24 protein-coding genes are annotated in these 24,810 nt (G+C 36.9%); 8 read left to right on the forward strand and 16 right to left on the reverse strand.

What is annotated here, in order from left to right; all coding sequences use genetic code 11:
- Positions 1 to 13 precede the first annotated feature (13 nt).
- The gene (locus FB2170_RS16185) at positions 14 to 739 is read left to right on the forward strand and encodes a head GIN domain-containing protein (RefSeq protein WP_013307682.1); all 726 of its coding nucleotides are present in this window, start codon (positions 14 to 16) and stop codon (positions 737 to 739) included.
- 55 nt (positions 740 to 794) lie between these two features.
- Here the strand turns inward: FB2170_RS16185 and FB2170_RS16190 are convergent, their stop codons facing one another.
- From FB2170_RS16190 to glgB, 4 genes are all read right to left on the reverse strand, one after another.
- A complete protein-coding gene (locus FB2170_RS16190) occupies positions 795 to 2,120 on the reverse strand; it encodes an MFS transporter (protein ID WP_013307683.1) in 1,326 nt (441 codons plus the stop codon).
- A 94-nt stretch (positions 2,121 to 2,214) separates the two neighbouring features.
- A complete protein-coding gene (locus FB2170_RS16195; RefSeq protein WP_013307684.1) occupies positions 2,215 to 3,024 on the reverse strand; it encodes a M48 family metallopeptidase in 810 nt (269 codons plus the stop codon).
- Between the two features lie 37 nt (positions 3,025 to 3,061).
- Positions 3,062 to 5,461 (reverse strand): glycoside hydrolase family 31 protein, encoded by a 2,400-nt coding sequence (locus FB2170_RS16200; protein ID WP_013307685.1) that lies wholly within the window; start codon positions 5,459 to 5,461, stop codon positions 3,062 to 3,064.
- Between the two features lie 101 nt (positions 5,462 to 5,562).
- Positions 5,563 to 7,458: a 1,4-alpha-glucan branching protein GlgB gene (glgB, locus tag FB2170_RS16205; protein ID WP_013307686.1), complete on the reverse strand. Its 1,896-nt coding sequence runs from the start codon at positions 7,456 to 7,458 to the stop codon at positions 5,563 to 5,565.
- A gap of 176 nt (positions 7,459 to 7,634) precedes the next feature.
- Here glgB and FB2170_RS16210 point away from each other — a divergent pair, with 176 nt between their 5' ends.
- From FB2170_RS16210 to FB2170_RS16240, 7 genes are all read left to right on the forward strand, one after another.
- Positions 7,635 to 8,198 (forward strand): hypothetical protein, encoded by a 564-nt coding sequence (locus tag FB2170_RS16210; RefSeq protein ID WP_041633283.1) that lies wholly within the window; start codon positions 7,635 to 7,637, stop codon positions 8,196 to 8,198.
- A gap of 114 nt (positions 8,199 to 8,312) precedes the next feature.
- A complete protein-coding gene (gene msrB, locus FB2170_RS16215) occupies positions 8,313 to 8,807 on the forward strand; it encodes a peptide-methionine (R)-S-oxide reductase MsrB (protein ID WP_041632914.1) in 495 nt (164 codons plus the stop codon).
- Between the two features lie 20 nt (positions 8,808 to 8,827).
- Positions 8,828 to 9,355, forward strand: coding sequence for a DUF1572 domain-containing protein (locus tag FB2170_RS16220; protein WP_013307689.1), 528 nt, complete (start codon positions 8,828 to 8,830; stop codon positions 9,353 to 9,355).
- Between the two features lie 132 nt (positions 9,356 to 9,487).
- Positions 9,488 to 10,879 (forward strand): dihydrolipoyl dehydrogenase, encoded by a 1,392-nt coding sequence (lpdA, locus tag FB2170_RS16225; protein WP_041632915.1) that lies wholly within the window; start codon positions 9,488 to 9,490, stop codon positions 10,877 to 10,879.
- Between the two features lie 3 nt (positions 10,880 to 10,882).
- Positions 10,883 to 11,434, forward strand: a complete 552-nt coding sequence (locus FB2170_RS16230) for a PepSY-associated TM helix domain-containing protein (RefSeq protein ID WP_013307691.1) — start codon at positions 10,883 to 10,885, stop codon at positions 11,432 to 11,434.
- Between the two features lie 11 nt (positions 11,435 to 11,445).
- Positions 11,446 to 11,721 carry a DUF3817 domain-containing protein gene (locus tag FB2170_RS16235; protein ID WP_013307692.1) on the forward strand — a complete coding sequence of 92 codons (276 nt, stop codon included), beginning with the start codon at positions 11,446 to 11,448 and terminating at the stop codon, positions 11,719 to 11,721.
- A 5-nt stretch (positions 11,722 to 11,726) separates the two neighbouring features.
- Complete coding sequence (locus tag FB2170_RS16240) at positions 11,727 to 12,419, forward strand: hypothetical protein (RefSeq protein WP_013307693.1); 693 nt, start codon at positions 11,727 to 11,729, stop codon at positions 12,417 to 12,419.
- A 93-nt stretch (positions 12,420 to 12,512) separates the two neighbouring features.
- Here the strand turns inward: FB2170_RS16240 and FB2170_RS16245 are convergent, their stop codons facing one another.
- The 12 genes from FB2170_RS16245 to FB2170_RS16300 all read right to left on the reverse strand — a co-directional run bounded on the left by FB2170_RS16245 (position 12,513) and on the right by FB2170_RS16300 (position 24,712).
- Complete coding sequence (locus FB2170_RS16245; protein WP_013307694.1) at positions 12,513 to 13,115, reverse strand: alpha-ketoglutarate-dependent dioxygenase AlkB family protein; 603 nt, start codon at positions 13,113 to 13,115, stop codon at positions 12,513 to 12,515.
- Positions 13,116 to 13,329: 214 nt separating this feature from the next.
- Complete coding sequence (locus tag FB2170_RS16250; RefSeq protein WP_013307695.1) at positions 13,330 to 13,785, reverse strand: RidA family protein; 456 nt, start codon at positions 13,783 to 13,785, stop codon at positions 13,330 to 13,332.
- Between the two features lie 189 nt (positions 13,786 to 13,974).
- Positions 13,975 to 14,760 (reverse strand): DUF6090 family protein, encoded by a 786-nt coding sequence (locus FB2170_RS17090; RefSeq protein WP_013307696.1) that lies wholly within the window; start codon positions 14,758 to 14,760, stop codon positions 13,975 to 13,977.
- 155 nt (positions 14,761 to 14,915) lie between these two features.
- Positions 14,916 to 15,767: a GNAT family N-acetyltransferase gene (locus tag FB2170_RS16260; RefSeq protein ID WP_013307697.1), complete on the reverse strand. Its 852-nt coding sequence runs from the start codon at positions 15,765 to 15,767 to the stop codon at positions 14,916 to 14,918.
- 151 nt (positions 15,768 to 15,918) lie between these two features.
- The gene (locus FB2170_RS16265) at positions 15,919 to 16,413 is read right to left on the reverse strand and encodes a hypothetical protein (protein WP_013307698.1); all 495 of its coding nucleotides are present in this window, start codon (positions 16,411 to 16,413) and stop codon (positions 15,919 to 15,921) included.
- Between the two features lie 122 nt (positions 16,414 to 16,535).
- Complete coding sequence (locus FB2170_RS16270) at positions 16,536 to 17,684, reverse strand: glycoside hydrolase family 117 protein (RefSeq protein WP_013307699.1); 1,149 nt, start codon at positions 17,682 to 17,684, stop codon at positions 16,536 to 16,538.
- A 128-nt stretch (positions 17,685 to 17,812) separates the two neighbouring features.
- Positions 17,813 to 19,099 carry a Gfo/Idh/MocA family protein gene (locus FB2170_RS16275; RefSeq protein WP_013307700.1) on the reverse strand — a complete coding sequence of 429 codons (1,287 nt, stop codon included), beginning with the start codon at positions 19,097 to 19,099 and terminating at the stop codon, positions 17,813 to 17,815.
- Between the two features lie 294 nt (positions 19,100 to 19,393).
- Positions 19,394 to 20,998, reverse strand: a complete 1,605-nt coding sequence (locus FB2170_RS16280; protein ID WP_013307701.1) for a sulfatase — start codon at positions 20,996 to 20,998, stop codon at positions 19,394 to 19,396.
- 223 nt (positions 20,999 to 21,221) lie between these two features.
- On the reverse strand, positions 21,222 to 22,826 hold the full coding sequence (locus FB2170_RS16285) for an agmatine deiminase family protein (protein ID WP_013307703.1): 1,605 nt from the start codon (positions 22,824 to 22,826) through the stop codon (positions 21,222 to 21,224).
- Between the two features lie 72 nt (positions 22,827 to 22,898).
- The gene (locus FB2170_RS16290; RefSeq protein ID WP_013307704.1) at positions 22,899 to 23,276 is read right to left on the reverse strand and encodes a DUF2200 domain-containing protein; all 378 of its coding nucleotides are present in this window, start codon (positions 23,274 to 23,276) and stop codon (positions 22,899 to 22,901) included.
- 158 nt (positions 23,277 to 23,434) lie between these two features.
- Positions 23,435 to 24,223, reverse strand: coding sequence for an alpha/beta hydrolase family protein (locus FB2170_RS16295; RefSeq protein ID WP_013307705.1), 789 nt, complete (start codon positions 24,221 to 24,223; stop codon positions 23,435 to 23,437).
- A 120-nt stretch (positions 24,224 to 24,343) separates the two neighbouring features.
- Entirely contained in the window at positions 24,344 to 24,712 is a 369-nt protein-coding gene (locus FB2170_RS16300) for a hypothetical protein (RefSeq protein ID WP_013307706.1), read from the reverse strand.
- Between the last annotated feature and the right edge of the window lie 98 nt (positions 24,713 to 24,810).

Consider the following 24,810-nt stretch of genomic DNA (forward strand, 5'->3'; position numbering starts at 1 on the left):
AAATAACACAATCATGAAAAAATTAGCAACACTTAGTTTAGTAGTATTATTTACAGTCTCTTGCTCAGCTCAATGGGGCAAAAAAGTAAACGGAAATGGTAAGGTGGTCACCATAGATAGATCAACGGGGGACTATGATGCCGTAGCGGTATCTGGTTGGTTTGATGTTGATCTTGTAGATGGTAATGAAGGTAATGTCACCTTAAAAGGGGAATCTAATTTATTGGAACATATCAAGACAGAAGTCAAAGACGGTAAATTGGTCATAAAAGTTGAAAAAGGTTATAATTTGAAACCTTCAAATTGGAAAGATGGGATTCACGTTACCGTGCCAGTTGAGAGTATTAATGCTGTTTCACTTTCTGGGTCAGGAGATATCGTTGGAAAAAAGACAATCAAGGCCGGAAAATTTAAAACCTCTATGTCGGGCTCAGGGGACATTACATTGGCGATCGAAGCCAGTTCAATAAATGCATCAATGTCTGGTTCAGGAGATATTAATTTAAGTGGTTCTACAACTGACTTTGATGTAACAATTTCTGGAAGTGGTGATATTAAGGCTTATGATCTAGATGCTGACAATGTTGATGCCACGGTTTCCGGTTCTGCCGATATTAAAGTTACAGCCAAAGAAAGGTTAAAAGCAAGAGTTTCTGGTTCTGGGGATATTCATTATAAAGGAAATCCAGAAAAAGTAGATACTAAAACCTCTGGTTCTGGAGATATTACTAAAGCATAATCAAAAAGCGAACAACAATCAAGAAAAAATCCTGACGGTTTCGTCGGGATTTTTTTTATTCCTTTATTCTGTTCACCCTTGTCAAAAGAAACATTCCAACTAAAAAGAACAGCCCAAGAAAAATAATTGCATTTCGCATACTTCCAGAATATTGGGCTACAAATCCATATAAAAATGTACCTATTACAATGCCTACCTTTTCGGCTACATCATAAAAACTAAAGAATGATGCCGTATCGGTAGTTTCAGGAATGAATTTAGAATAAGTTGACCTAGAAAGTGCTTGAATACCACCCATTACCATTCCCACGCATCCCGCAGCTATGTAAAAATCCAGTGGAGTAATCACAAAATATGCGTAGATACAGATAATGACCCAGAGTATGTTCACCGCGATAAGAGTTTTAATATTCCCAAATTTCTTTGAAGCAAAGGCTGTGGCCGTAGCTCCAAATATTGCAACGATCTGAATAACCAAAATACTAACGATAAGTCCTGTGGTGCGCTCAGAATCTGAGCCCCACTGAATTTCCTCTTCACCAAAATAAGTAGCTATCAACATTACGGTCTGTACTGCCATGCTATAGACGAAGAAAGCGGCCAAATAGCGCTTTAATCTTATTTCATTACCTAATTGATGCCAGACCATTTTCAACTCTTTAAACCCGTTTAAAATAATATGATCTCTTTTGCCCTCCTTTTTAAAACCTTTTGGTAAATGAAAAAACGTATACTGACTAAAAATGATCCACCAGATACCCACAGTCACAAAGGAATATTTCATTGCCTTTATTTCAGCTGCTCCACCGGCATCACTTTCAATTCCAAAGAAGTCAGGTTTCATTACCATCGCCAAATTGAATAAAAGAAGAATTACGCTCCCAGTATACCCCAATGAAAATCCCTTTGCGCTGATTCCGTCCTGTTGTTCCGGGAATGCCACGTCAGGCAAATAGGAGTTGTTTATTGCAAAACTTACCCAGAACCCAACCAATCCAAAGAAGTAACAAATCAATCCCAGATAAATATTATCCAAAGAAAACCAGTAAAGACCTATACAGGAAATACCGCCCAGATAACAGAATATTTTCAGAAACAACCTCTTGTTCCCAAGATAATCTGAAATACCAGCGATTAAAGGGGTTACAATTGCAATAAAGACGAAGGCCAAAGAAGTAACATAACTTATGAGTGGTGCCCTCGCTATTTCACCACCAAAAATGGTTACCTTTTCAATCCCAGCTACCCTAAATAATGCTCCATAAAAAATGGGGAAAATAGCAGATGAAATAACCAGACTATATACCGAGTTGGCCCAATCGTAAAATGCCCAGGCATTCAATAATTTTTTACTGCCCTTAATGGCTAATGCTCTTGTCATAAATTTGCTTAAAAAATAGGGTCAAAAAAAAGCTGTTCTTTTCAGAACAGCTTTCAATATACGATTATTGCACTAATACAATTCAATCACCTAATCACTTAAATGTGGTAACACCAAATTTCATGGCCTCTTGTTTAGCCGAAGGTGCCCATTCAGTTAAATTGGCAATTCTAGTATCATTTGATGGATGTGTACTCAAAAACTCTGGCGGAGCTTGTCCTCCACTATTTGCTTTCATTCTTTTCCAGAGTTCAGCAGCCTCAGTTGGGTCATAACCAGCGATGGCCATAATCTGCAAACCAATGAGATCAGCCTCTGTTTCATGACTTCTGCTAAATGGAAGCATTAAACCTATCGTTGAACCCAAACCATATGCCTGGTTGAACATATTCCTTGTTTGCTCATCTTTAATGGCAATATTCCCTGCAATAGCACCAACTTGTTGCAAAGTACCCGCACTCATACGCTGGGCACCATGATCTGCCAAGGCATGGGCAACTTCATGGCCCATTACCACTGCAATTCCACGTTCGGATTGGGTAATAGGCAATATTCCGGTATAAAAAACAATTTTTCCTCCTGGCATACACCAAGCATTCACCGTTTTATCATTAACTAGATTATACTCCCATTTATAATCACTTAGATATCCAGGATGTCCATTGGCAGCCAGCCAACGTTCAGCAGCTGAAGAAATTCGTTGGCCCACATTGGTAATCATTCGAGCTTCCGCAGTATTTTCAACTACATTGTTCTCATTTAGAAATTGATCATACTGGGCAAACGCCATGGGGAAAATTTGGCTGTTTGGATAAAAGTTAAGTACTTTTTTACCTGTAAAGGGGTTAACCTTACAAGCCGCCACTCCCATGAAAATGGCAATTATCAATACTAATTTTTTCATTTTATTATAGTGTTTAGTTTTGTTAAAATACAAAAATTTATTTCCCTTTAATAAGCAATTGGGTAAAATCTTTATTAACCTCTATAACATTGCCACCATTAGGTTTTACCTGATCTAACGGCACCTCTTCATTATCTACTTCAACTACTCCTATTTCAAAAGGAAGACCTCTTAAATTGATCCTGAAAGTATCATACGATGTTACAAATGTCCCATCCTTAAACTGTTGGATCACAAGGCGTTTTTCCTTTCCTTTTAACTTAAAATTTCTTAAGCTATACTGTCCTTTTTTATAATCATACCCATCTTGCTCATCTTCATAGACCGTTGAGTTTTCAGTGCCCAATTTATAGTACACATCCAAATCCAACTCTTTAATATCCAATTCACCTACATATTGCTGTACCGGGAATCTAGGTATGATAGCTCCTTCTTTTACAAAAAGTGGAATTATATCAATATCAGCTTCTACCCATTGTTCTTTTCCACCTTCTACAATTTCATTGTTCCAATAATTGTACCATTTTCCTCGTGGAATATACATTCGTCTTCCTTGAGCATTAGGTTCTTGAACAGGACAAACCAAAATCTGCTCTCCAAAAATAAATTCATCTGTCCTAAAATGGGTCTGTGTATCCTCTTGATCAAAATAAACCAAAGGCTTCAACATAGGTATACCATGTTTGGAGTATTTCCAGAACATCGTATACAGGTATGGTAATAATTGGTAGCGAAGTTCAATATACTTCCGAACAATATCAGTTACATCGCTATCGAAAGACCAAGGCTCTTGGTCTCCATGATCACCACTGGAATGTACGCGACAAAAGGGGTGGAAAATCCCTAATTGAATCCAACGTGCAAATAATTCCCCGTTAGGTTGCTCGGCAAATCCCCCAATATCGGAACCTACAAATGACATACCGCTCATACACATACGTTGCATCTGTACATTGGCCAACCATAAATGTTCCCAAGTTGCAACGTTATCACCTGTCCATGTTGAAGAATAACGCTGGGTACCCGCATAGGCCGCTCTTGTAATTACGAATGGTCTTTTCGGATATACATATTTTTTGATTCCTTCATAGGTAGCCCTTACCATTTGCATACCGTAGACATTGTGCGCCTTACGATGTGTACAAGGATGACCATCATAGTTATGACGTGTATCCAAAGGTGCTGTTTTTGATGGCACTTCCATCACGGCTGGCTCGTTCATGTCGTTCCAGACCGCATGTACACCTAATTCAGACATAAATTCTTTATAAAGCTCTGCCCACCATTCCCTTACCTTCGGGTTAGTGAAATCTGGGAAATGACACTCTCCTGGCCAAACCTTACCTTTCATATAAGGTCCATCGCCACGCTTACAGAAATAATCATTTTCCATGGCTTCTTGGTACACCCAATAATCCTTGTCAATCTTAATTCCCGGATCTATCATAACAACGGTCTTAAAACCGTCTTCATTTAGTTCACCGATCATTCTCTTGGGGTCCGGAAACTTTTCCTTATCCCAAGTAAAACAACGAAACCCATCCATATAATCAATATCCAAATAAAGGGCATCGCAAGGTATTTTCAGGTCCCTGAACTTGGTGGCCAATTCCTTAACATTGCTTTCCGGAAAATAGCTCCATTTGGATTGATGATATCCCATGGCCCACATCGGTGGAAGTTCTGGAGTACCCGTTAAATTTGTATACGCCTTTATCACCTTGGACATTTCCGGGCCATAAAAGAAATAATAGTTCATTTCGCCACCACCGGCCCAAAAACTGGTTACATTTCTACGTTCATGGGCAAAATCAAAATGTGTTCTAAAAGTATTGTCAAAGAAAATACCGTAAGCAGTGTTTTTATGAAGACCACAATAAAAAGGAATGGCCTTATACAAAGGATCCTGGTCCTTACCATATGCATACTGGTCTGTACACCAATTATTGACTCTTTTCCCTTTTAAATTCGAGTGTGTTGCCTTATCACCCATGCCGTAGAAACTCTCTGAATTTTGAGTGATTTTACTCATTTTTACGGTATTACCACCGTACTCGTAGTTTTCTTCCCAATGAAAACCAATTTCATCTTCATTAATAATATTACCCTCCATATCGGATATTTGAATACGAAGCGATTTTTTATCCACCAAAACTTTGATTTTAGAGGTTTCAATCAAATACTCGGTCTCCGTTTCACTAACCTCTAAATGATTATATCCCCTACTGGCATTTTCACTTATGGCATATGAGAAATCTGGTTGAAAGACACCCTCTGTGGCATACCTAAACCTTAACGCACTGTTTCTTAGCACGGTAATTTGTAAAATGACCCCATTTTTGGTGGTAAAGTAGAACTTATCTACATCTTGCTTAAAGTCTACTATTTGGTTGGGGTAGAGATTCCCTTTATATTCTAATTCTGTATTGGTAATCATATTTGGTTAAAGTTTAAAGCGCAACAAAATACGCACTTTAGGGTGTAATTGTGAAACGAATTGGGACCAATTGTCAACTATTGCGATATAATTGATTAGTGCTATTGAAAAATAACAATTCCTAAGGGCGGAATGGTAATCTCAATAGAATCATCAAACCCATGACACGATTTTTTTTCTGTTTTAACGGCAGAATTCTTTGCCCCAGAGCCTCCATACTTTTTGGCGTCGCTGTTGAATATTTCCTTTAATGCACCAGTTTTCGGTACTCCAATTCTATAGTTTTTACGTGGCACAGGAGTAAAATTCGCGGCTACTATTATATTGTTTTCCTCTTGATGACCTTTTCTTAGGTATGTTAATACAGAATTTTCACCATCTCCGTAATCTATCCATTGAAATCCTTCTTGACTGAACTGCTTCTCATAAAGAGCAGGATTTGTCTTATAAATCTTATTCAGGTCTTTGATCAGTTTTTGAATACCGGAATGAAAATCATACTGGGTCAAATGCCAATCCAGACTTTGGTTATAATTCCATTCAGAACTCTGTCCAAACTCGCCCCCCATAAAAATCAGGTTTGTACCAGGGTGCGTGAACATATAACCGTACAGCAATCGTAAATTCGCAAATTGCTGCCACTCGTCCCCAGGCATTCTATATAGAAGAGATTTTTTACCATAAACCACCTCGTCATGTGAAAACGGAAGCATAAAGTTTTCTGTAAAGGCGTAGGTCATGCTAAATGTAAGATCGTTCTGATGATGTTTTCTATAGATGGGTTCTTTCTTAAAATACTCTAGAGTATCGTGCATCCATCCCATCATCCATTTCATCCCAAAACCTAGTCCACCCATATTCACCGGTTTTGACACCATTGAAAATGAAGTAGATTCTTCAGCAATGGTCTGAACACCTGGAAAACTTCCGTATACCGTTTCATTCAATTCCCTTATAAATGAAATTGCCTCTAGGTTTTCATTATTACCATACATATTGGGTTCCCACTCCCCTTCCTCTCTTGAGTAATCCAAATAAAGCATCGATGCCACTGCATCTACCCTTAAACCATCAACATGATACTGATCCAACCAAAAAAGGGCATTACTAATCAAAAATGCACGAACCTCATTTCGTCCATAATTAAAAATCAAGCTTTTCCAATCTGGGTGATATCCCTTTCTCCTATCGGGATGTTCATACAAATGTGACCCATCAAAAAACCCTAAACCGTGTGCATCTTCCGGAAAGTGTGAAGGCACCCAATCAAGGATAACCCCAATGCCATTCTGGTGCAATTTGTCTACCAATAACTTAAATTCCTCAGGATCCCCAAAGCGCGATGTTGGGGCAAAATATCCTGTTAGCTGATAACCCCAAGAAGGATCATAAGGGTATTCCATGATCGGCATGAATTCTACATGCGTAAAGCCCATATCCTTAACATATTTCACCAAATCTTGAGATAACTCTTTATAAGATAGGAAATCGCCATTTTCATTTCGTTTCCAGGAGCCTAAATGAACTTCGTAAACGGAATAGGGTTTATCCAAGGCATTTTTATCTTCCCTTGTATCCATCCATTTTTTGTCTTTCCATTTATAATCGGCCTCCCAAACCACTGAAGCTGTTTTTGGGGGATGTTCACAAAATTTGGCAAATGGGTCTGCCTTTTCGGTTGCAATACCAAAATTATTGGAGTGTATTGAATACTTATATAGTGTACCATGGCCAATCTCTGGGATAAACCCTTCCCATATACCACTTTCATCCCAACGAACATTGAGTTGATGTTCATTTTCTTGCCATCCATTAAAATCACCTACCACGGAAACAGATTTTGCCGTAGGCGCCCAAACAGCGAAGTATGTACCTTTTTTTCCATCTACTTCGATAGGGTGTGAGCCAAGTTTTTCATATAATTTAAAATGCTTTCCCGATTTAAATAAATCGATATCGAACTCAGAAAAAAGAGAATGAACAATAACTTTCGACATAATTGGATGGTATTTTGGGCAAAACTAAACAACTTTGTATAAAGAGCATGATAATTAAGTGTTTACTTTGGCTCGCAAAGGTTTTCGGTGAATAAAAATCTGTTCTTGACTAAAAGTGGAACGCTTTTTGAATGAAACTTCAAATACAGAACAAACGAACAATTAAAACCACAATTATGAGAAAAATAAGTATAGTACTCGGAGCACTTTTATCGTTGTTTATTATGGCATGTGAAGGGCCCGCAGGATTTGATGGATTAGATGGATTAGACGGAAGAGATGGCCTAGATGGGCAAGATGGGGTCAATATATTAGGAAACGTTATAGATATTGAAGGCGATTTTGTTGCCGACGATTATAGTATCTTTTACGAATTCCCTCAGACAGTTGAAGTTTTTGAGAGTGATGTGGTTTTAGTTTACATTTTATGGGACCAAACAGAGGACGCTAATGGCGAGGCTGTTGACATATGGAGGTTATTGCCTCAAACCCGATTATTGGACCAGGGAATATTACAATACAATTATGATTTCACTTTTTTTGATGTGAACATTTTTATGGAAGCAAATTTTGATTTGGCTACTTTACCCTCAGGCGACACCGATGGGCAAATATTCAGGATAGCCATTTTACCGGCAGAATTGGCCGCAGGTAGTAGATTGGACAGATCCAATGTAAAAGCGGTTATGAACACTTTAGGAGTTCAAGAGACTGATGTGCAAAAAGTGAAGTTAAACTAGTTAGAATAATGATAATAATAAAACCCTGCTTTAATAGAGCGGGGTTTTTGTTTTTAGAGTTTTATATTTGAAAGGAACGTGTTTCTGTCACGTCTAAAATTCAAAAAGAAACAAATGATAAAGAATATAATACTAGTGTGTTGTGTATTATTGGTTGGTTGTAAAGGGAATGCACAGGAAAAAACAAGCACTAAGAAAGATGAAACGACGTACAAAGTTTCCAAAAGTGATTCAGAATGGAAACAAGAACTAACGGATTTACAATACTATGTATTAAGAAAAGCTGGTACGGAAAGAGCTTGGACAAGCTCAGTTCTGGATAATAAAAAAACCGGGGTTTATGTATGTGCGGCATGTAATACAGAACTTTTCAAAAGTGAACACAAATATGATTCAGGCTCTGGATGGCCAAGTTTTGATAGGGAAATTGAAGGAAATGTAGCTTATGATGTTGACTATGACATTGGTTATGAAAGAACCGAAGAGCATTGTGCAACCTGCGGCGGTCATTTAGGCCATGTGTTCAATGATGGACCTTCCAAAACGACTGGGCTTAGGCATTGTGTTAATGGAGCCTCGTTAAAATTTATACCTTCAGGAAAGCAATAAATAAAACACCAAAGATTCATATGGATTTTGCCAGAAACTACTTAGACAGTGCGATTTTCGAATTTCGTCGTTATAAAACCATGGGCGATAAAACCTTTGCGCAACTGGGTAATGATGAAATCCTCTGGACCTCATCACATACCGATAATAGCATTTCGCAGATTGTAAAACATATTTCTGGAAATATGCTCAGTAGATGGACCAATTTCCTAACCGAAGATGGTGAAAAACCTTGGAGACACAGAGATACTGAATTTGAGATCCCTTTTACCACCAAAATTGAAATGATTAAGGCTTGGGAAAAGGGCTGGCAGTGTTTGTTCGACGCTCTTGACACCTTGAACGATGATAATTTTGATACCAAAATCAAAATTAGAAATGAAGCCCATACCATTCCAGAAGCCACCAACAGGCAATTGGCCCACTATGCCAGTCATGTTGGACAACTCGTTCTTTTGGGTAAAATGATAAAAGGCGAAAATTGGATTTCATTGTCTATACCTAAAGGAGAATCAGAAGCGTTCAATGCTTCAAAATTCAATAAATAACTATCGCCTTCGGTTAATTTTATTACCAATTTCCCATAGTCTTCACAATTTGTTATTTTGAATTGTAATTTGAAATACTACCATTTGGTTTTGTATTTTTGCACCTCAAATTTGAAAACAAAGAATATAGATATGAGCAATTTTGATGTTATTGTTTTGGGAAGTGGACCAGGCGGATATGTTACTGCAATACGTGCGTCTCAACTGGGATTGAAAACTGCAATCGTTGAAAAAGAAAATCTTGGTGGCGTTTGTCTAAATTGGGGATGTATACCTACCAAAGCCTTATTAAAATCTGCTCAAGTTTTTGAATATCTACAACATGCTGGTGATTACGGACTCAAAGCCGATGGTGTTGACAAAGATTTTGATGCTGTTGTCAAAAGAAGTCGAGGTGTGGCGGAAGGAATGAGTAAGGGCGTTCAGTTTCTAATGAAAAAGAATAAAATCGAAGTCATTAATGGCTTTGGCACCCTAAAATCTGGCAAAAAACTTTCCGTTAAAGATGCCGAAGGAAAAGAGACCGAATACAGCGCAAATCATATTATCATCGCAACTGGGGCTAGAAGTCGAGAATTGCCAAGTTTACCTCAAGATGGTAAAAAAATAATCGGTTACCGTGAGGCAATGACGTTGGACCATCAGCCAAAAAAGATGATTGTTGTTGGTAGTGGTGCGATAGGAATAGAATTCGCTTATTTCTACAATGCCATGGGTACAGAAGTTACCGTGGTTGAATATTTACCAAATATTGTTCCTGTAGAGGATATTGATGTTTCAAAACAATTGGAGCGTAGCTTTAAAAAGAACGGAATCAAAATAAAAACCTCAGCTGAGGTTACATCAGTAGATACTTCTGGTGACGGTGTAAAAGCTACAGTAAAAACAGCGAAAGGAGAAGAAATTTTGGAAGCTGATATTGTACTTTCTGCGGTTGGCATCAAAACCAATATTGAAAACATAGGATTAGAAGCTGTTGGTATTGCCACGGATAGAGATAAGATTTTGGTCAATGATTATTACCAAACCAATATACCGGGGTACTACGCCATTGGTGATGTAACACCGGGTCAGGCTTTAGCACATGTTGCTTCTGCTGAAGGTATTCTTTGTGTTGAGAAAATAGCAGGAATGCATGTTGAGGCATTGGATTATGGTAACATACCAGGTTGTACATACTGTACCCCTGAAATTGCCTCTGTGGGACTCACAGAGCAACAAGCAAAAGATGCCGGACACGATATAAAAGTTGGCAAATTTCCTTTTTCCGCTAGCGGAAAAGCCCAAGCATCAGGTACTTCTGACGGATTCGTCAAAGTGATCTTCGATGCAAAATATGGCGAATGGTTAGGTTGCCATATGATTGGAGCTGGTGTAACCGATATGATCGCAGAAGCTGTAGTAGCACGCAAACTGGAAACTACTGGACACGAAGTGCTAAAAGCCGTACACCCGCACCCTACCATGAGTGAAGCTGTTATGGAGGCTGTTGCAGATGCGTATGATGAAGTAATCCACCTATAATCTATGAAGCTTACCAACAGGAATCTCCATAGAGATATTGCTTACTTTTATTTAGGGCTTATTTTGGCATTCTCCTTTTCAGGAATAGTTTTAAACCACAGGCAGGATTGGTATCCGATGGATTATAGCTATGAGACCAAAGAAGTGGAGTTTGATATTCCCGCTGACGTGACTCAATTGGATTCAAAGGAATATATAACGAAGTTATCTGAGAACTGGGAATTGGCCGAATCCTATGACAGTCATCGTATTCGAGATAACGATTTGAGAATATACTATAAAGACAATGTAATCCTCGATGCAGATATTACTACCGGGAAAGGTTTAATAGAATACAAGCGAAAAGTCCCTTTTTTAGGACACACAATGTATTTGCATAAAACCACAAATAAATTCTGGATCTGGTATTCCGATATTTTCGGAATTGCCATGTTGATAATTGCAATCACGGGAATGCTCATCACCAAAGGAAAGAACAGCTTTATGAAAAGAGGTTGGAAACTTGCTTTGGCCGGACTCTTATTTCCCATTATATTTCTAATACTTTTTCCTTAGAAAGAAGACCTATGCTCAAAACATTCAGATTTACGGCAATTCTTGAAGGTATTTCATACTTGGCGCTTTTTGCTATAAGTATGCCTTTAAAATATTTGGCTGGCCTTGGCGAACCCAACAAATATATTGGTTATGCCCATGGTTTTTTATTCGTTCTATACCTGGTATTGGCCATTGTATTGACTATTGAACGCAAATGGGGTATTAAAAGATTTATTATTCTATTTGTTGCTTCCCTCCTACCTTTTGGCACTTTTTATATTGATAAGAAGTATTTGAAAAAATAGGCAGAATGAAAGGGTTTTTAGTTTTCTTTCTTACTGTCATACTTATTTGCTCATGTAGTTCTTTACCAAAAGAAACAATATTCTCAAAACTACCTCCTTTAAAATATTGCCAGGAAAATCCCAATGTTGAAAGTTCTGAAGCAATATTGAACGAATTGGTGAATTTGAAAGACCTTTCATTTTCACATGCGTACAACATAATAAGTGTTAGATCAGATTCATTGGAAAGAGAGATAATAAGACACACCAATGCAAAAATTGCTAGAACAATAGTCAAAGAGTGGTTATCAAATGTAGAAATACTCCCTGATTCACTATTAAAAGTTAGAAATTACTCCTATGTAATGACTAATACTTCAAATATTTATTCGCTTTTACCACAAAGTGAACAATCTACATCCAAACGCCCAGGAATGCACCAGATGTTTCCTAAAAAACCGCATATTGTTAAACTTGAAAAAAGCATTGGTGAACTCATTATACCCTCGAATCGAGAAAAACAATTGTTCATCGAAATCAGAACTTACAGCTCTAAGAATCAATTCAACAATAGCCTAAACTTCTATGTATTTAACACAAAGAACAATTCGCTATTGTACAAAGACAAAATAAGCTATAGTTGCGATATTCGGGATAAAGCTGCTTTTATTAAGGTATTGAATTTTGGATTGAACAAGCTTAAAGAAAGCGTGAGATAGCTTTTAACTCCGGTAGAGATATTAGAATAAACAACGAAGTTTAAGAAATAAGAGTTTCAGTTTAACCTAAACCATTTTACTTAAAGTGAAGACTCAAGAATCTATTGTTCTAAAGGTCAAATTAATTCTTGGTTTTTTGGTTTTTTTGGTCGGTGGTAATCGGTGTAGCCAATTTGTTTGGGTGGCACCCTTCATTACCAACAAACTACCTTTTTCCAAGATAATCGAAACAGTTTGTTTTGTGGTTTTATGCTTAAATGAAAACTTGCGTTCAGCTCCAAAGCTTAATGAACCAATTGCGCCATTCTTCTTTAAATCCTTTTCACCATCACTATGCCATGCCATGCCTTCTTCCCCGCTATGATATAAGTTTAAGAGGCAGGAGTTAAAAATTTCTCCAGTTTTATTTTCTATTATTTCTTTTAATTCCAACAGTTCTTTGGTCCACGGTACAGCCGATTTTGTTGTTTTAGAATATGTATAATTAAATGGCTTGTCGCCGTACCAAGCTACTTTTCGCTTGGTAATAATCAATTTTCCGAAAATAATGGCTTTGTCATTTTCCCATTGAATGGTACTTAGCAAATTTTCAAAATAATGTTGCGCCTTTTCCACGTTCAAAACCGGACCATAGTAATTTACTTCCCCGTCTTTTGGTAGAATGTTAGATATAGGTTCGTTATTGAATAAATCCATCTTTCCACATTTTATACGTCGTCCTCATAGAACTTTTATCTAGTTTGCAGCCCTATTCTTCAGTAGCTATTAATGAACATGTCTTCTCTTTTCATTCTTTTCGTTTTCTAGCTAGCGTTTTTATACCCTCATCACTTTTTCGTGTGGAACCAATTTAGGGAATTGTACTGATTGCCATTTAAGCAATCCATCGCACACCTCTAAAGCATTGTTTTTATTCCTCAACTTCAGCTACCATATAAACGGAAGCAGCAATATTGTGTGGTACACTTACTCCAACTGCCGTTCGAGTATGTTTTCCGATTTCTCCAAATACTTCAACAACAAAATCAGAAGCACCATTCATAGCATCGGCTTGTTCTGTGTTTTCTGAAGTAGAATTAACTAATCCGTGCATGGCGACAATACTGGTTACACTGTCTAATGGGCAAATAGTCTTAATTGCGGCTAAACAACCAATTGCACAAAGTTTAGTTGCATATTTACTTTCTTCTAGACTTAAATCTTTTCCAAGTCTTCCTTTTTTTATGATTCCATTTTCAACAGGAATTTGTCCTGCTACATAAATTAGGTTTCCCGTTCGTTTTGCAGGTATATAATTCGCGACAGGTTTTGGCACTTCTGGAAGTTGAATCCCCAACTCTGATAATCTGTTTTCAATTTTGTTCATTAGGTCTTGTTTCAATTTTGTTCATTAGGTCTTGTTTTAATTATGCTCAATGGTTGTGCTAAGGTTTGTTGTAATGATTCGTTGCTAGAACAATCTAGTCATATTTAAGGATAGCTTTTTGTTGGAGATTTCAATTTAGAAAATTTCATCGTAATGAACTATCTGGGGATGTCAGCCGTTCGTTATTTTTTATTCCATTTCGTTCTCTAACATTTCTATTGTCTTTTGCATTTTCTCTTTAAGTGTCTGTCCTTCTATATTACAGACTTGAGAAAATGTAAAAATGAATGTTGCCAGGCCTTCGAGACGTGGGTCTTTTAAAATGGATTGAACATCTATTTCTTTAGGACTTTTTCCCATAGTCAATATTTTGTCACTCTTTCCCTTGTCCAAAAACCCCATTCTAAGCTCCTTCTCTTTCCAAAATACATGGTTCGCATTACGCATTATCCCAACTTCTTTCATGAAAGGTATAATTTCATAAATATAGTGGTCATGTTGGATTTGTTCAGACTCACTATAGGCATTAAAATCAGAGGTCCAATGAGAAAGTAGCTGTTTTAGACTATCGTTTCTTATCAATTTGATATTTTCTAAATTCATCAAATCATTTTCAATAGGGTCAAAGGTTGGATCCATAAAAAAAGTTGCAAATATCATTGAAAGAGAATCTTGACTAATGGATATGTTTTTTGAAGTAAAATCCAAAACAGTGAGACTTTCCGAGATTAGTTTACGTCTCATTTCAATTTTATTCTCCAATTGAAGTAAGTTCGCTTTGTAGTCTGTTTTAAGTTGTTTAAGAATCACTTGTTCTTGTTCAATGTTATTATTCTCTTCATTATGGTTGTTAATGGCCAGAGCTATCAAAATACCAATGACCACCAGTATTATTTCTCCAACTGCATAAATCATATACTTGCTGAATTTGCTTTCTGTAAGTAGTTTTTGTCTAATTTTTCTAAAGAATTTCATATTTTCTATTAGTTGGTTGTAATGAAGGCTAACTGTTCAACTAAGATATAGTTGTGGAAAAAAGCTTTTGCCCGAATATTAGTATCCACTTTCTGAAAATTATAACTCACGTGATTGTACATGGTCTCATAGCAACAAACTAAGATAACCAAAAGTCACGAGCTATAATTCAGCTGCAGTTTCATTTCCAACTGTTCCAGATTTTTTTCAAATCCTATTTCTTCTAAAAAAGTATTTATAGGTTTTGAGCTTTTATCTACATTGATAATTGAGAGTGTATCGCCATATTTCTTTACTAATTGTGATACTAAAGTCGAGGCGATACCGGTTTTTCTAAATTTTTTATCGACAGCTATTTGCAGTATTCTTTTGTTATTTGGGTTGAAAACAATATAACCGGTTAACTGATTTTGAATAAATGCTCCTATTGATACAATGCTATCCCTTAATCCATTTATAACATTTTTAGAGTTTTGCCAAGTTGGGGTGATATCCCAGAACGATTCCATTAAATCCCAGTTGTAGTTATGTAATCTCTTAATTTTTATATTGTTGTTGGTATTTGATATAGATATTTGTCCTTTATAGCACAATAATTCTCTTTCAATTTTATATTCAGATTTTTTATACGATTTAATCGCTTGAATATTTTCAGAAATGACTTCGAGGAATAATTTGTCAATTCCTTTTTCTTTTAAAATAGGCAAAATGAAACCATACATCTGTTTCGTTAATCCTAAACCTCTTTTTCTTGGAATAACTCCCGTTCCCCCGCTGTATACTATTTTTTCACTATTGATTTCATCGAATCCATGCAGAATAAAAGCGATTAGATTTCCGTTCTCGAAAACTCCAACTGATAGATTCAGTTTTACTTTATCGGCTAACATTTTCGAATCCAGTTGTTCTTCTGTTAACCTAAACGGAATAAAATAGTCTGAAAAGGATTCATTGAAAGTATTAAGAATTTCTTTTGTTTCTATTCCTTTTAAGGTCTTAATTTTCATTTCTGCGTTTGAATTACAGTAAACGGCTCTGATCTGTTGCGGAAAATATCCGCAGGACCTTACCGTCCAGGTCCAAGCCATTAAATAAAGTTAAGGATTTCTGTTAGGAAACCCACCCGATATGGATTATTGGTGTTGTTGTAAAATGTTTTTATTCCGTTTGAATATTTTCAAGAAGAGTTTCGTAATCAAAAGTAGAACAACTAACTTCAGTAAAGACTCGCGTTCCGTTCCGAATGATTTTGCTTTTATCATTCTCCCAATCGAAAACATAAACCACAGCCGAGAATACTTCTATATGTTTTGAGTAATCAAGTCCATTTTTGGAATTTTCAAAGCCCCCCTCTTTTTCTATAATTTTAATTGGTACTCCATTCTCCAAATACATGGTAGTCCACGTTGTGTAGTCAAGAAATTTAATTTCTTCAACTATTTTAGTAGTATGTTTTCCGTTAGTCCATATTCTCCGAATTCCTTTACTCCCAGTAGTAATACCAGTCAATACATTCCAGTCGAATTCCGTTAGAGTCTGAGTTGAATCCAATTCAATTGATTTTACCATTTCATCAATTCGGTCAAGTTGTATTTCCTGTCCAAATGAAATAAATCCAATTAGTATCGATATTATTGAAATTGCTTTGTTCATAATATTTTACAACGGTCTCGCGTAAACGAGGTGTAGTCATGTGGGCGACATAATTGTTTACACTTGTTTATTTTATAAAATTAATAAATTGGGACCCAATCTTTTCTATACAGAAATCAGGACTATTTAGCTTTTTCACCTTTTGCTGTATGAACAGTTTTAAGCTGTGATGAGAAACGCATAATACTCTGATAATCGGAATTATTGTAAACGTGAGAAAGCCCCCAACGTAAAACTTCTGTTGGATTTTTACCATTATCTACGTTTCGATTTAATCCAATAGCATGTGGTGCCCCTTTGATAACTGCCATAATTTCAAAATTGATACCGTCATTGGCCCATTGTATGGTGTTTTTCTCAGGACCATCAGTAGTAATTAATGATGCTATTCCATCTTTGTATTCCCACACGCAAATTTCATGGCCACTATTACTAATTGGATTATAAGGCGATTTTATATATGGGCCTTGGGGGTTTTCCGCTATTGCCAATCCATGCCTAATTTGTCTACCTCCAAAAGTGATCTCTTCACCCATCTGTTCACCCTTATAATACAGATAAAATTTTCCATTGTAAGGAATAATACAAGGATCATGAACCTTATGACTATCAAAATCCCCTTTTTTTTCAACCGAAAATCGGTTTTGATCAAGACCCTTCCAAATACCATTGTCGGCTGGACTTAATATAGGCTGCTTACTTTTCGTCCAGGGACCATCTGGAGAATCGGACCAAGCCAATCCTACTTGGTTTTTAACTCTAACAGTATAGGGAGATTGAACGGTCTGATAACACAAATAATACATATTCTCATATTTCATTATCTCTACCGTAAAGACCGACCGGTCATCGAATTCACCATTTACTCCTCGAACAATAGCTGGCCCTTCTTCTTTCCAAGTCCAACCGTCTACTGATGTTGCATACCAAATGTCACATCGATCCCAGGGAAATACTTTATCATTTTCAATGTCACCACCAAAACCTTGCGATTCACCTAAGCTCTTGCTATACCATACGTAATATTTTCCGTTTTCAAAGATTAAGGCGCTTGGATCTCTACGAACTACTCCTTCTTCATAAGCTAAATCGCCTTTGAGTGGCTTAAGTGCGCTAAATTCAATAAACCATTCATTGCCAATATTAGGCCATTTTAATGCTCTTTTGGACGCGGAACTCAATGAATCTCTATTGGTGATACCTAAATTGTCTAATTGTTCGTTTGATATCTCGAATGACTTTTTTTCAACAACTTCTTTTTCTTTCTTCACCGATGATGTACAAGAAAAAAATAGGGAAAAGCAGACAACTAAGGCAGAATTTAATAGAATAGTGTGGCTTTTTCTCATCTGTTTTGATTTGTGACGTACCTGATGCTAAAAAAAGGTTGTCAATTTCATTATATCAACTTCCAAGCTTTTCTCGCCTTGCGACCGAGTAAACTATTTGCTTTTTTATTACCAATGAATTTTTCCGTTTTAGGATTCCATTTTAATGTTTCCCCTAGCCTCCAGGAAATAAGTCCAAGATGCATGGGGAGTGTCATCTCACGCGCATATTGTAAATTGGACTCTGGTTGCAATCGGGATTTAACAGCATCAACAAAGTTCTGTTGATGTCCGGGAGAACGCGGAATTGAAATAGGCACTTCGGGAAGATCCCTCACCGTTTCTCCATTAATTGTAATTTCCCGCGTGCCATAGTCACATATCAATGTTCCTTTTTCTCCTTCAAAATAGGCGCCAATACTCCTATCTTTTGCCCCAGGTACATTAGGTGGTTCAGTAGTCCAGTGAATGTTGAGATCATCAAATTCGTAATCAATATCTATCCATCCAGGAGTGTTAGATAGACCTTTGGCTTTTTCTCCTCGAGCACTTATGGATCTCAATCCCTTCGGTCGTAACGACATGTATACAACATCAGCTATATGACACCAGAAATCTGCAAACGTCCCACCTGAATAGTCCAAGAAATATCTGTAAGTGAAATGACATCTTTCTGGGAAGTACTCTCTTTCCGGCGCAGGCCCTTGCCACATATCCCAGTTCAAAGTACTTGGTACAGGTTGTCCCTTTGTCATTTTTAATTCAGGAGAACCACCTGTCTTCCATAATCGTACGGTATGAATATCACCAAGTACGCCTGATTGAATAATCTCTGCAACTCTATGGTAATTATCACCCGCATGGATTTGCGTACCTAATTGAAATATGCGATTATACTTTTGCTGGGCAGCCAACATCTTTTGCCCTTCACGAACATCATAAGATAATGGCTTTTCACCATAAACATCTTTTCCAGCCTGAAAAGCCAAGGTGCCAATGGTTGCGTGCCAATGATCGGGAGTGGCACATGTAATGGCATCAATGTCCTGTCGGTCCAAAATGTGTCGAAAGTCCTCGTAGGTATCAACTTTCAAATCCGGTTGTATCTTCGCCAGATTACTGATACTTGATGACAGATGTGTTTGATCAACGTCACATAGTGCAACAATCTTTACCTCCGGTAAATTGGCAAACCATTTAATGTGACTATTGCCCATTCCTCCAACACCTATATGGGCCACACGTAAGGTGTCGCTCGGAGCTACACCTTTTAGCGACCACGGAAGGATTGTTAATCCCAATGCTCCTAAACTACTTTGCTTAAAGAATGCTCTTCTACTTTGTAGGTGTTCTTTCATTATTATATTTCTTTGATATTTAAATGTTTAAATTTTCGTCTATGCCTAACGTATTCAAAAAATCTTATTCATTGCTAAATATAATTAATTTCGATTTTTGGATAACAGGACTAACTTATAGAGTTCCGATAGCTTGCTGAGAACGGTTAGTTAAGAATAGAAGCTAATTGAGTAGTACTTTCCAATCGAGTATCACGAGGGTTGATTCGGGCTACAAACACTTAAACTATGCACTATCAGGGCCATTTTTTATACATTGGCACCTATTGTCTTTCTTTTTTTATCATTCCATTTTCAATCCAGCTCTTTTATAATCTCTTTCGGTTCAAAATCGGTTTTGTTAACCCAACCAGCTTTTGGATTTTCGCCATTCATCTGGCGCTCGTAAAATTCACGGTCAGTTTTATTAGCGTACATATACTCATCGAAAACTCTTCCATTTCCAAACATACGTGGGTCCTTTTGTTTTTTTAACGCTTTAATTAATTGTGTTTCTAAGTTACCTGCAGTTTCTGCCAAATCGGGTTGGTCAATCAGATTATTTATGCAATAAGGATCATCAACTACATCATATAACTCTTTATCAGGACGCTTCCCAAAACAGAGGTCCCAATACTTATCTGTACCCATTTTCCTTCGGTCATTCAATATTTGCGTTTTAGTTGCACCTCCATCGGTGTTTAAATACCCTGTTTCCGGATTTCCTGCAGGCCATCGGTCAGATTCAAAATTTAGAACCAGCAAATAATCTCCTTTGCGAATACCTCTAATTGGATATCCCCAATCATTTGGTCGTCCAACATCATGGCGCTCTTTACCAATTAAAACGTAATCTCTATTGGTCAAAATATTTTTTCCATTTTCAGAATACAAAATATCAGTTAAACTTCTGCCCTCAATAGGTTGCATTTGTGATTCAAATTGTTCAATACCTGCCAATTCAAGAAATGTTGGTGCAAAATCTATAAAACTTACAAAATCATTAATAGCGCGACCTGGTTGTTTTACGCCGTCTTTCCACATGATTGCAAGAGGCAAATGGTTCGAATACTCATAAGATTGACCTTTAACTCGTGGAAAAGGCATGCCGTTATCTGATGTTACGATAACAATTGTATTGTCTAACATTTCCCTTTCTTCAAGAGTTCTTAACATTCGCCCTAAGTGCGAATCGAAGTATTCTATTTCGTATGCGTAATCAAGCATATCTGTTTTTACCGTTTCTTTTTCAGGCCAAAAATCTGGTATGCCATCTACATCTTTGAGTTTCTTATTGCCTTTATTTATACCACTACCATATTCATATGCACGATGAGGTTCAAACCCTCCATACCAAAAACAAAATGGTTCATCCTCTTTTTTCTCATTTAAAAAATCGACAAAATTGGCTGCATAGTCTATATTCGACATTGCATTTGTGGGAGGCGTAGTTTTCCTTTCGTTAAATTCCTTACCCAAAACTGGTCTTTTTTTCCCATTTTCAGTTAATGCCACCGTTGGAGCCAATCCCTTAGCTGTTAAGCCAACATGATAGCCATTTTCATTTAGCGTTTCAGCATATGTTTTAAACTTAGTAGGAAAATAACTCCAATGATTGCCAGCCTCTTCCAATTGCCAAGAATTGCGACCTGTCACGATACATGATCGTGAGGGCGCACACTTTGCATTAGGGGTATATGCGTTGGTAAACAGTAAACCTTGCTCAGCAACTCTGTCGAACGCTGGAGTTTTTACCCAAGAGCTACCATAAGCACTCATATGTTTAAACGTAGCATCATCGGCAATACAGAAAAGTATGTTCGGAGGTGGGCTTTCTACCTGATTTTTCGCATGGTTACATCCGAGCATTATTAACAAAAACGCAATTGATGAAATGAAGATTATTTTTGATTTATTCATTACTTAAATTCTTATTGACATAATTTGCATTTTTAATCCTGTATTTTATACCATGTTTCTTTTTCAGTCTTGCAGGTAACTTCGAAGGAGCATATGAGATCATCAGTCTCGGCTATGATTCCGTTGTGGGCATTTTCAATGAAAATAGTCCGTTTAAGAATCGCGCCATTTTAAAGTTAGTGTTTTTCATCTTTTCTGATAAATCACATTGGATTAATTGGTGTTACTGTGAAACGTATTTGAATTCGTAAGATCCTTTTGGGGCGGTCATCGGCCTGGTAATTGACTTTCCATCTTTTGAAGTTATCTCCACATAATACTCAATTGCGGTGTTTTTTTCTTGCGCTGGAATCATAGAATACCAATGGTGTTTTGAGTTATTACTGAACATAGTGTCTGTATTCCATAATTGATTTCCTTTGATTCGCCAGTGGATTTTTATCCCTTGATCTTCTATACCCTGGTCACTATAGTCTCTTATTGTGGCATAAACAATGGCTTCGTCTGTTAAAGCAAGTTCTGTAACGACTTGGTTCACAGAGATGAAGACCGCCTCACTATCCCAAACAGCACGGGTTCTGCAATGCAAAGCATCATCTGGCCCCCAGCCTGTATTCACTCCATCTTCTTTAAACGATTCAAAAAGACTGCTCGCCAAGTAAGGCTGTTCATCAATAGCAAAACGAAGGCCTTTTATGGTATAACCAGGCATTACGGATTTCCAAGTTTCAATGGCCAAAGAGTCAGAGCCTACTCCATACAGGGGCACATATACATTTTTATTTAATATTAGAGAGTTTGTGTACGCAGTAAGGTATTCTTCTATTACTCTTCCAAGTCTGATTCTCTTGATGGTATATGCATGCCCATAGGGGTTCTTCAATTTTGACAATTCGTTGTCCACGATATTCTCGTAGACATCATGGAGTTCATGGTCTAATGGAGGTTGTGCAACGAGCAGCGTTTGTTCATCAATAATCTTCAAGAAACAATCAATATGTTGTATTCCATCACTCTCGAAATTAGAGGTCACATGATAGTTGTTATAACCTAATAGTGAGTCGTTCAAAGAGTAGAATTGCTCGTCAGATACGCCATTGAATCTATTCTCAGTAAGCAATATACAAGTGGAGAAAGCAGTGCCTATACCATCGGTCAGAACATTGCCCCCAGTACTTGTAAAGGGTACTTTAAACACCTCAGATCCAAGCTGATTAGCCAATGGCACAATTGAGCTATCTGCATTCTTACTGTGATAGTTCATCCCGGTTTTTTTTGATATGTGTAGCTCCAGCGAATCGTTACAAGCTCTATCCGTAAATGGGTCAGAGTTGACAAAATCTGCATCCACGAGCTTATATCCTCCATCCTTCAAAAATACTGCTGCCGGACCCCAATCACGAACATAAGGAATATCAGAGTCCATTTTGAGGTCTATGAAGGTTATTCTCGTACTGTCGATCTCCCATTTCGAAAACCATTCCATGGCTATGGCCTTCTCTTTTTCTCCATCTACAATGGGATAGATATGAGTATCCTTGGCAAGTTCGATAATGAGTTCTTTTGGGATAATAGGAGGGCAGGCAAACATAACGCCTTTGGCAGGTTCCCATTCTGCTGCCACACGATTTGTATTCGAGCTATAGAAATTTGAAGCATCATGCGTTTTGACTTTCTTCTCCTGATTACATGAAATCAGGAAAAACAACAATATGAATAAAGAGTATGGTTTCATGTTGGTCTTATGTTTCACAATGGTCTTGTGTATGGCTTGTTCCGGAAAATCAGGTTTCTTCGTGTATGTTGGTTTGATTATTTCTTCGTTCATATTTGTCTAATGCCGTCCAACGTTTTGGCTAAACCTGTTTTAATGCAGTTTAGGTTATGTTAGCACCTGTTTCTACTTTTTTTCTTCTCGTAATATCTTCTCCATTTTACGACCTCTTGCCAATTCATCGATAAGCTTTTCCATTTGTCTGCATTGTTTATACAATTCAAATTCATCCTCTATTTCTTCAATTCGATAACCACAAACAACCCCTTTAATAATGTATGCATTCGGATGGATTTTTGCTTTCTCAAAAAACGTTCTAAACGTTACTTTCTCTTCGATTAGCGATTGTAATTTATTTTCGTCAAAACCAGTAAACCATTCTATTACTTGATGGAACTCTTCTTTTGTTCTACCATGTTTTTCCAATCTATTCCAGTAAAGAGGGTAAATAGATGCAAAGCTCATATTGGCAACTTTTTCATTTTTTTCAGCTGTAACCTTCATTTTTGTTGATTTAGAATTGATTGGTGCTAACGGTCTTGTGTACGGTTTCGCTGCGTCATGTACTAATTTAGTAAATACAAACCGAATAGGAAATCCGCGAGGATTTTCGCGAGTAGGTGAATATTAGCAATAAATTCTACACGGTGTTGGCAACAGTTTTATTCATTTTCAATACTATTTATAAATGACAGAACAGTTTCCCATGTATCATCAACATCATTCCCAACTCTGTCCTCTATAAGTATAGATGAGCCATGTACACCATATTTTGCTACGTATGTTTGGTGATTAAATTTGTTTGCCAAATTAAATTGCATCTTTGAATTTTCATTTTCCATTTCCTTGGGAGGTCTTAATAACAAGAGTGGAATCTTTATTGACTCAAAATATTCATGTGATGGACATTCTTTCATTGAACGTCCAGCTGTTGGTGAAAAGGCTAATACACCATTAATATCATCCTGCCTTTTACTTGCTAACTGAATTACAAGAGAACCACTATAACTGCTTCCCCAAAGAATTTTATTTCCAGTGAAACCAGATTCAATTATAAAGTCTAAGGCACTTTCAATGTTATTATATGCATCACAATAACTATAACCATCTTCAAAATTGTTGGTTGGGATATTTGCAAGTGTTCTATTATAATTTCCATATACTTGTCCTCCCATTCTTTGGTCGATAGCTAAAACATTAAAATCCTTATCAATCAGTTTTGGAATAATTGAATCATATTCTCCTCTTGCGTTTGAACCACCTTGATGAAACAATAGGATTGTACTCCCCTTTTTATCCAATTCATACAAGTCGCCAACTATTTTAATGCTGTCTGCAGTGTAAAAATTAATTTCACTAACAACATTAGCTCTAGCAGCTTTTACTTTTTTCTGTTGGCAAGAAAAAAATAGTATTATGATTCCTATTGTAAAAAACATTGTTGATTTCATAATTATTCTGTTTTAATTGTTGCCAACAGCTCGGTTATGATTACGCTGCGATTAATCCGTTAGGATGTTTCAGGTAAGAAGTGGGAGAGTTATGAATTATAGATATTGTTGGCTGCAGTTTTATTTGTCCGCAAAAATTTTCAGGTAAAATCGACTTGTAGAGTCATTTTTTATGACACGCATTTTATAATTCCCATAAGGTTCGTGAATGGGCATTTCAATGGCCTTTACATTAGTTTCAATATCTGAACGCGTTTCATTGACCATCAGATCGTTAAAATTGATGTCTGGCCTAAGATTTAAGCCAAGAAGATTATCATTCAGAACTATTTTAGGCTTACCAGTAATTAAGTCGTCCAAACTGCTCCAGTCTTTTGTAAATAGATTATTTTGGGATTCTTCGTCCATATCCAGAGGACTATTTACTTGAGCAGAAATAAAGACCGAGAAGAAAAGAAGTGGTAATAAGGTGGAGCTTAATTTTTTCATATCCAATTGGCCTTTATTCTACTTAAATTAAAATCTTCTTTAAATTTCGCACTTAACTTAGACTATTTCTCCCAAGAAATTAATAAAGTTTCCTTAAT

The organism is Maribacter sp. HTCC2170 (assembly GCF_000153165.2).
Taxonomy (GTDB): domain Bacteria; phylum Bacteroidota; class Bacteroidia; order Flavobacteriales; family Flavobacteriaceae; genus Maribacter_A.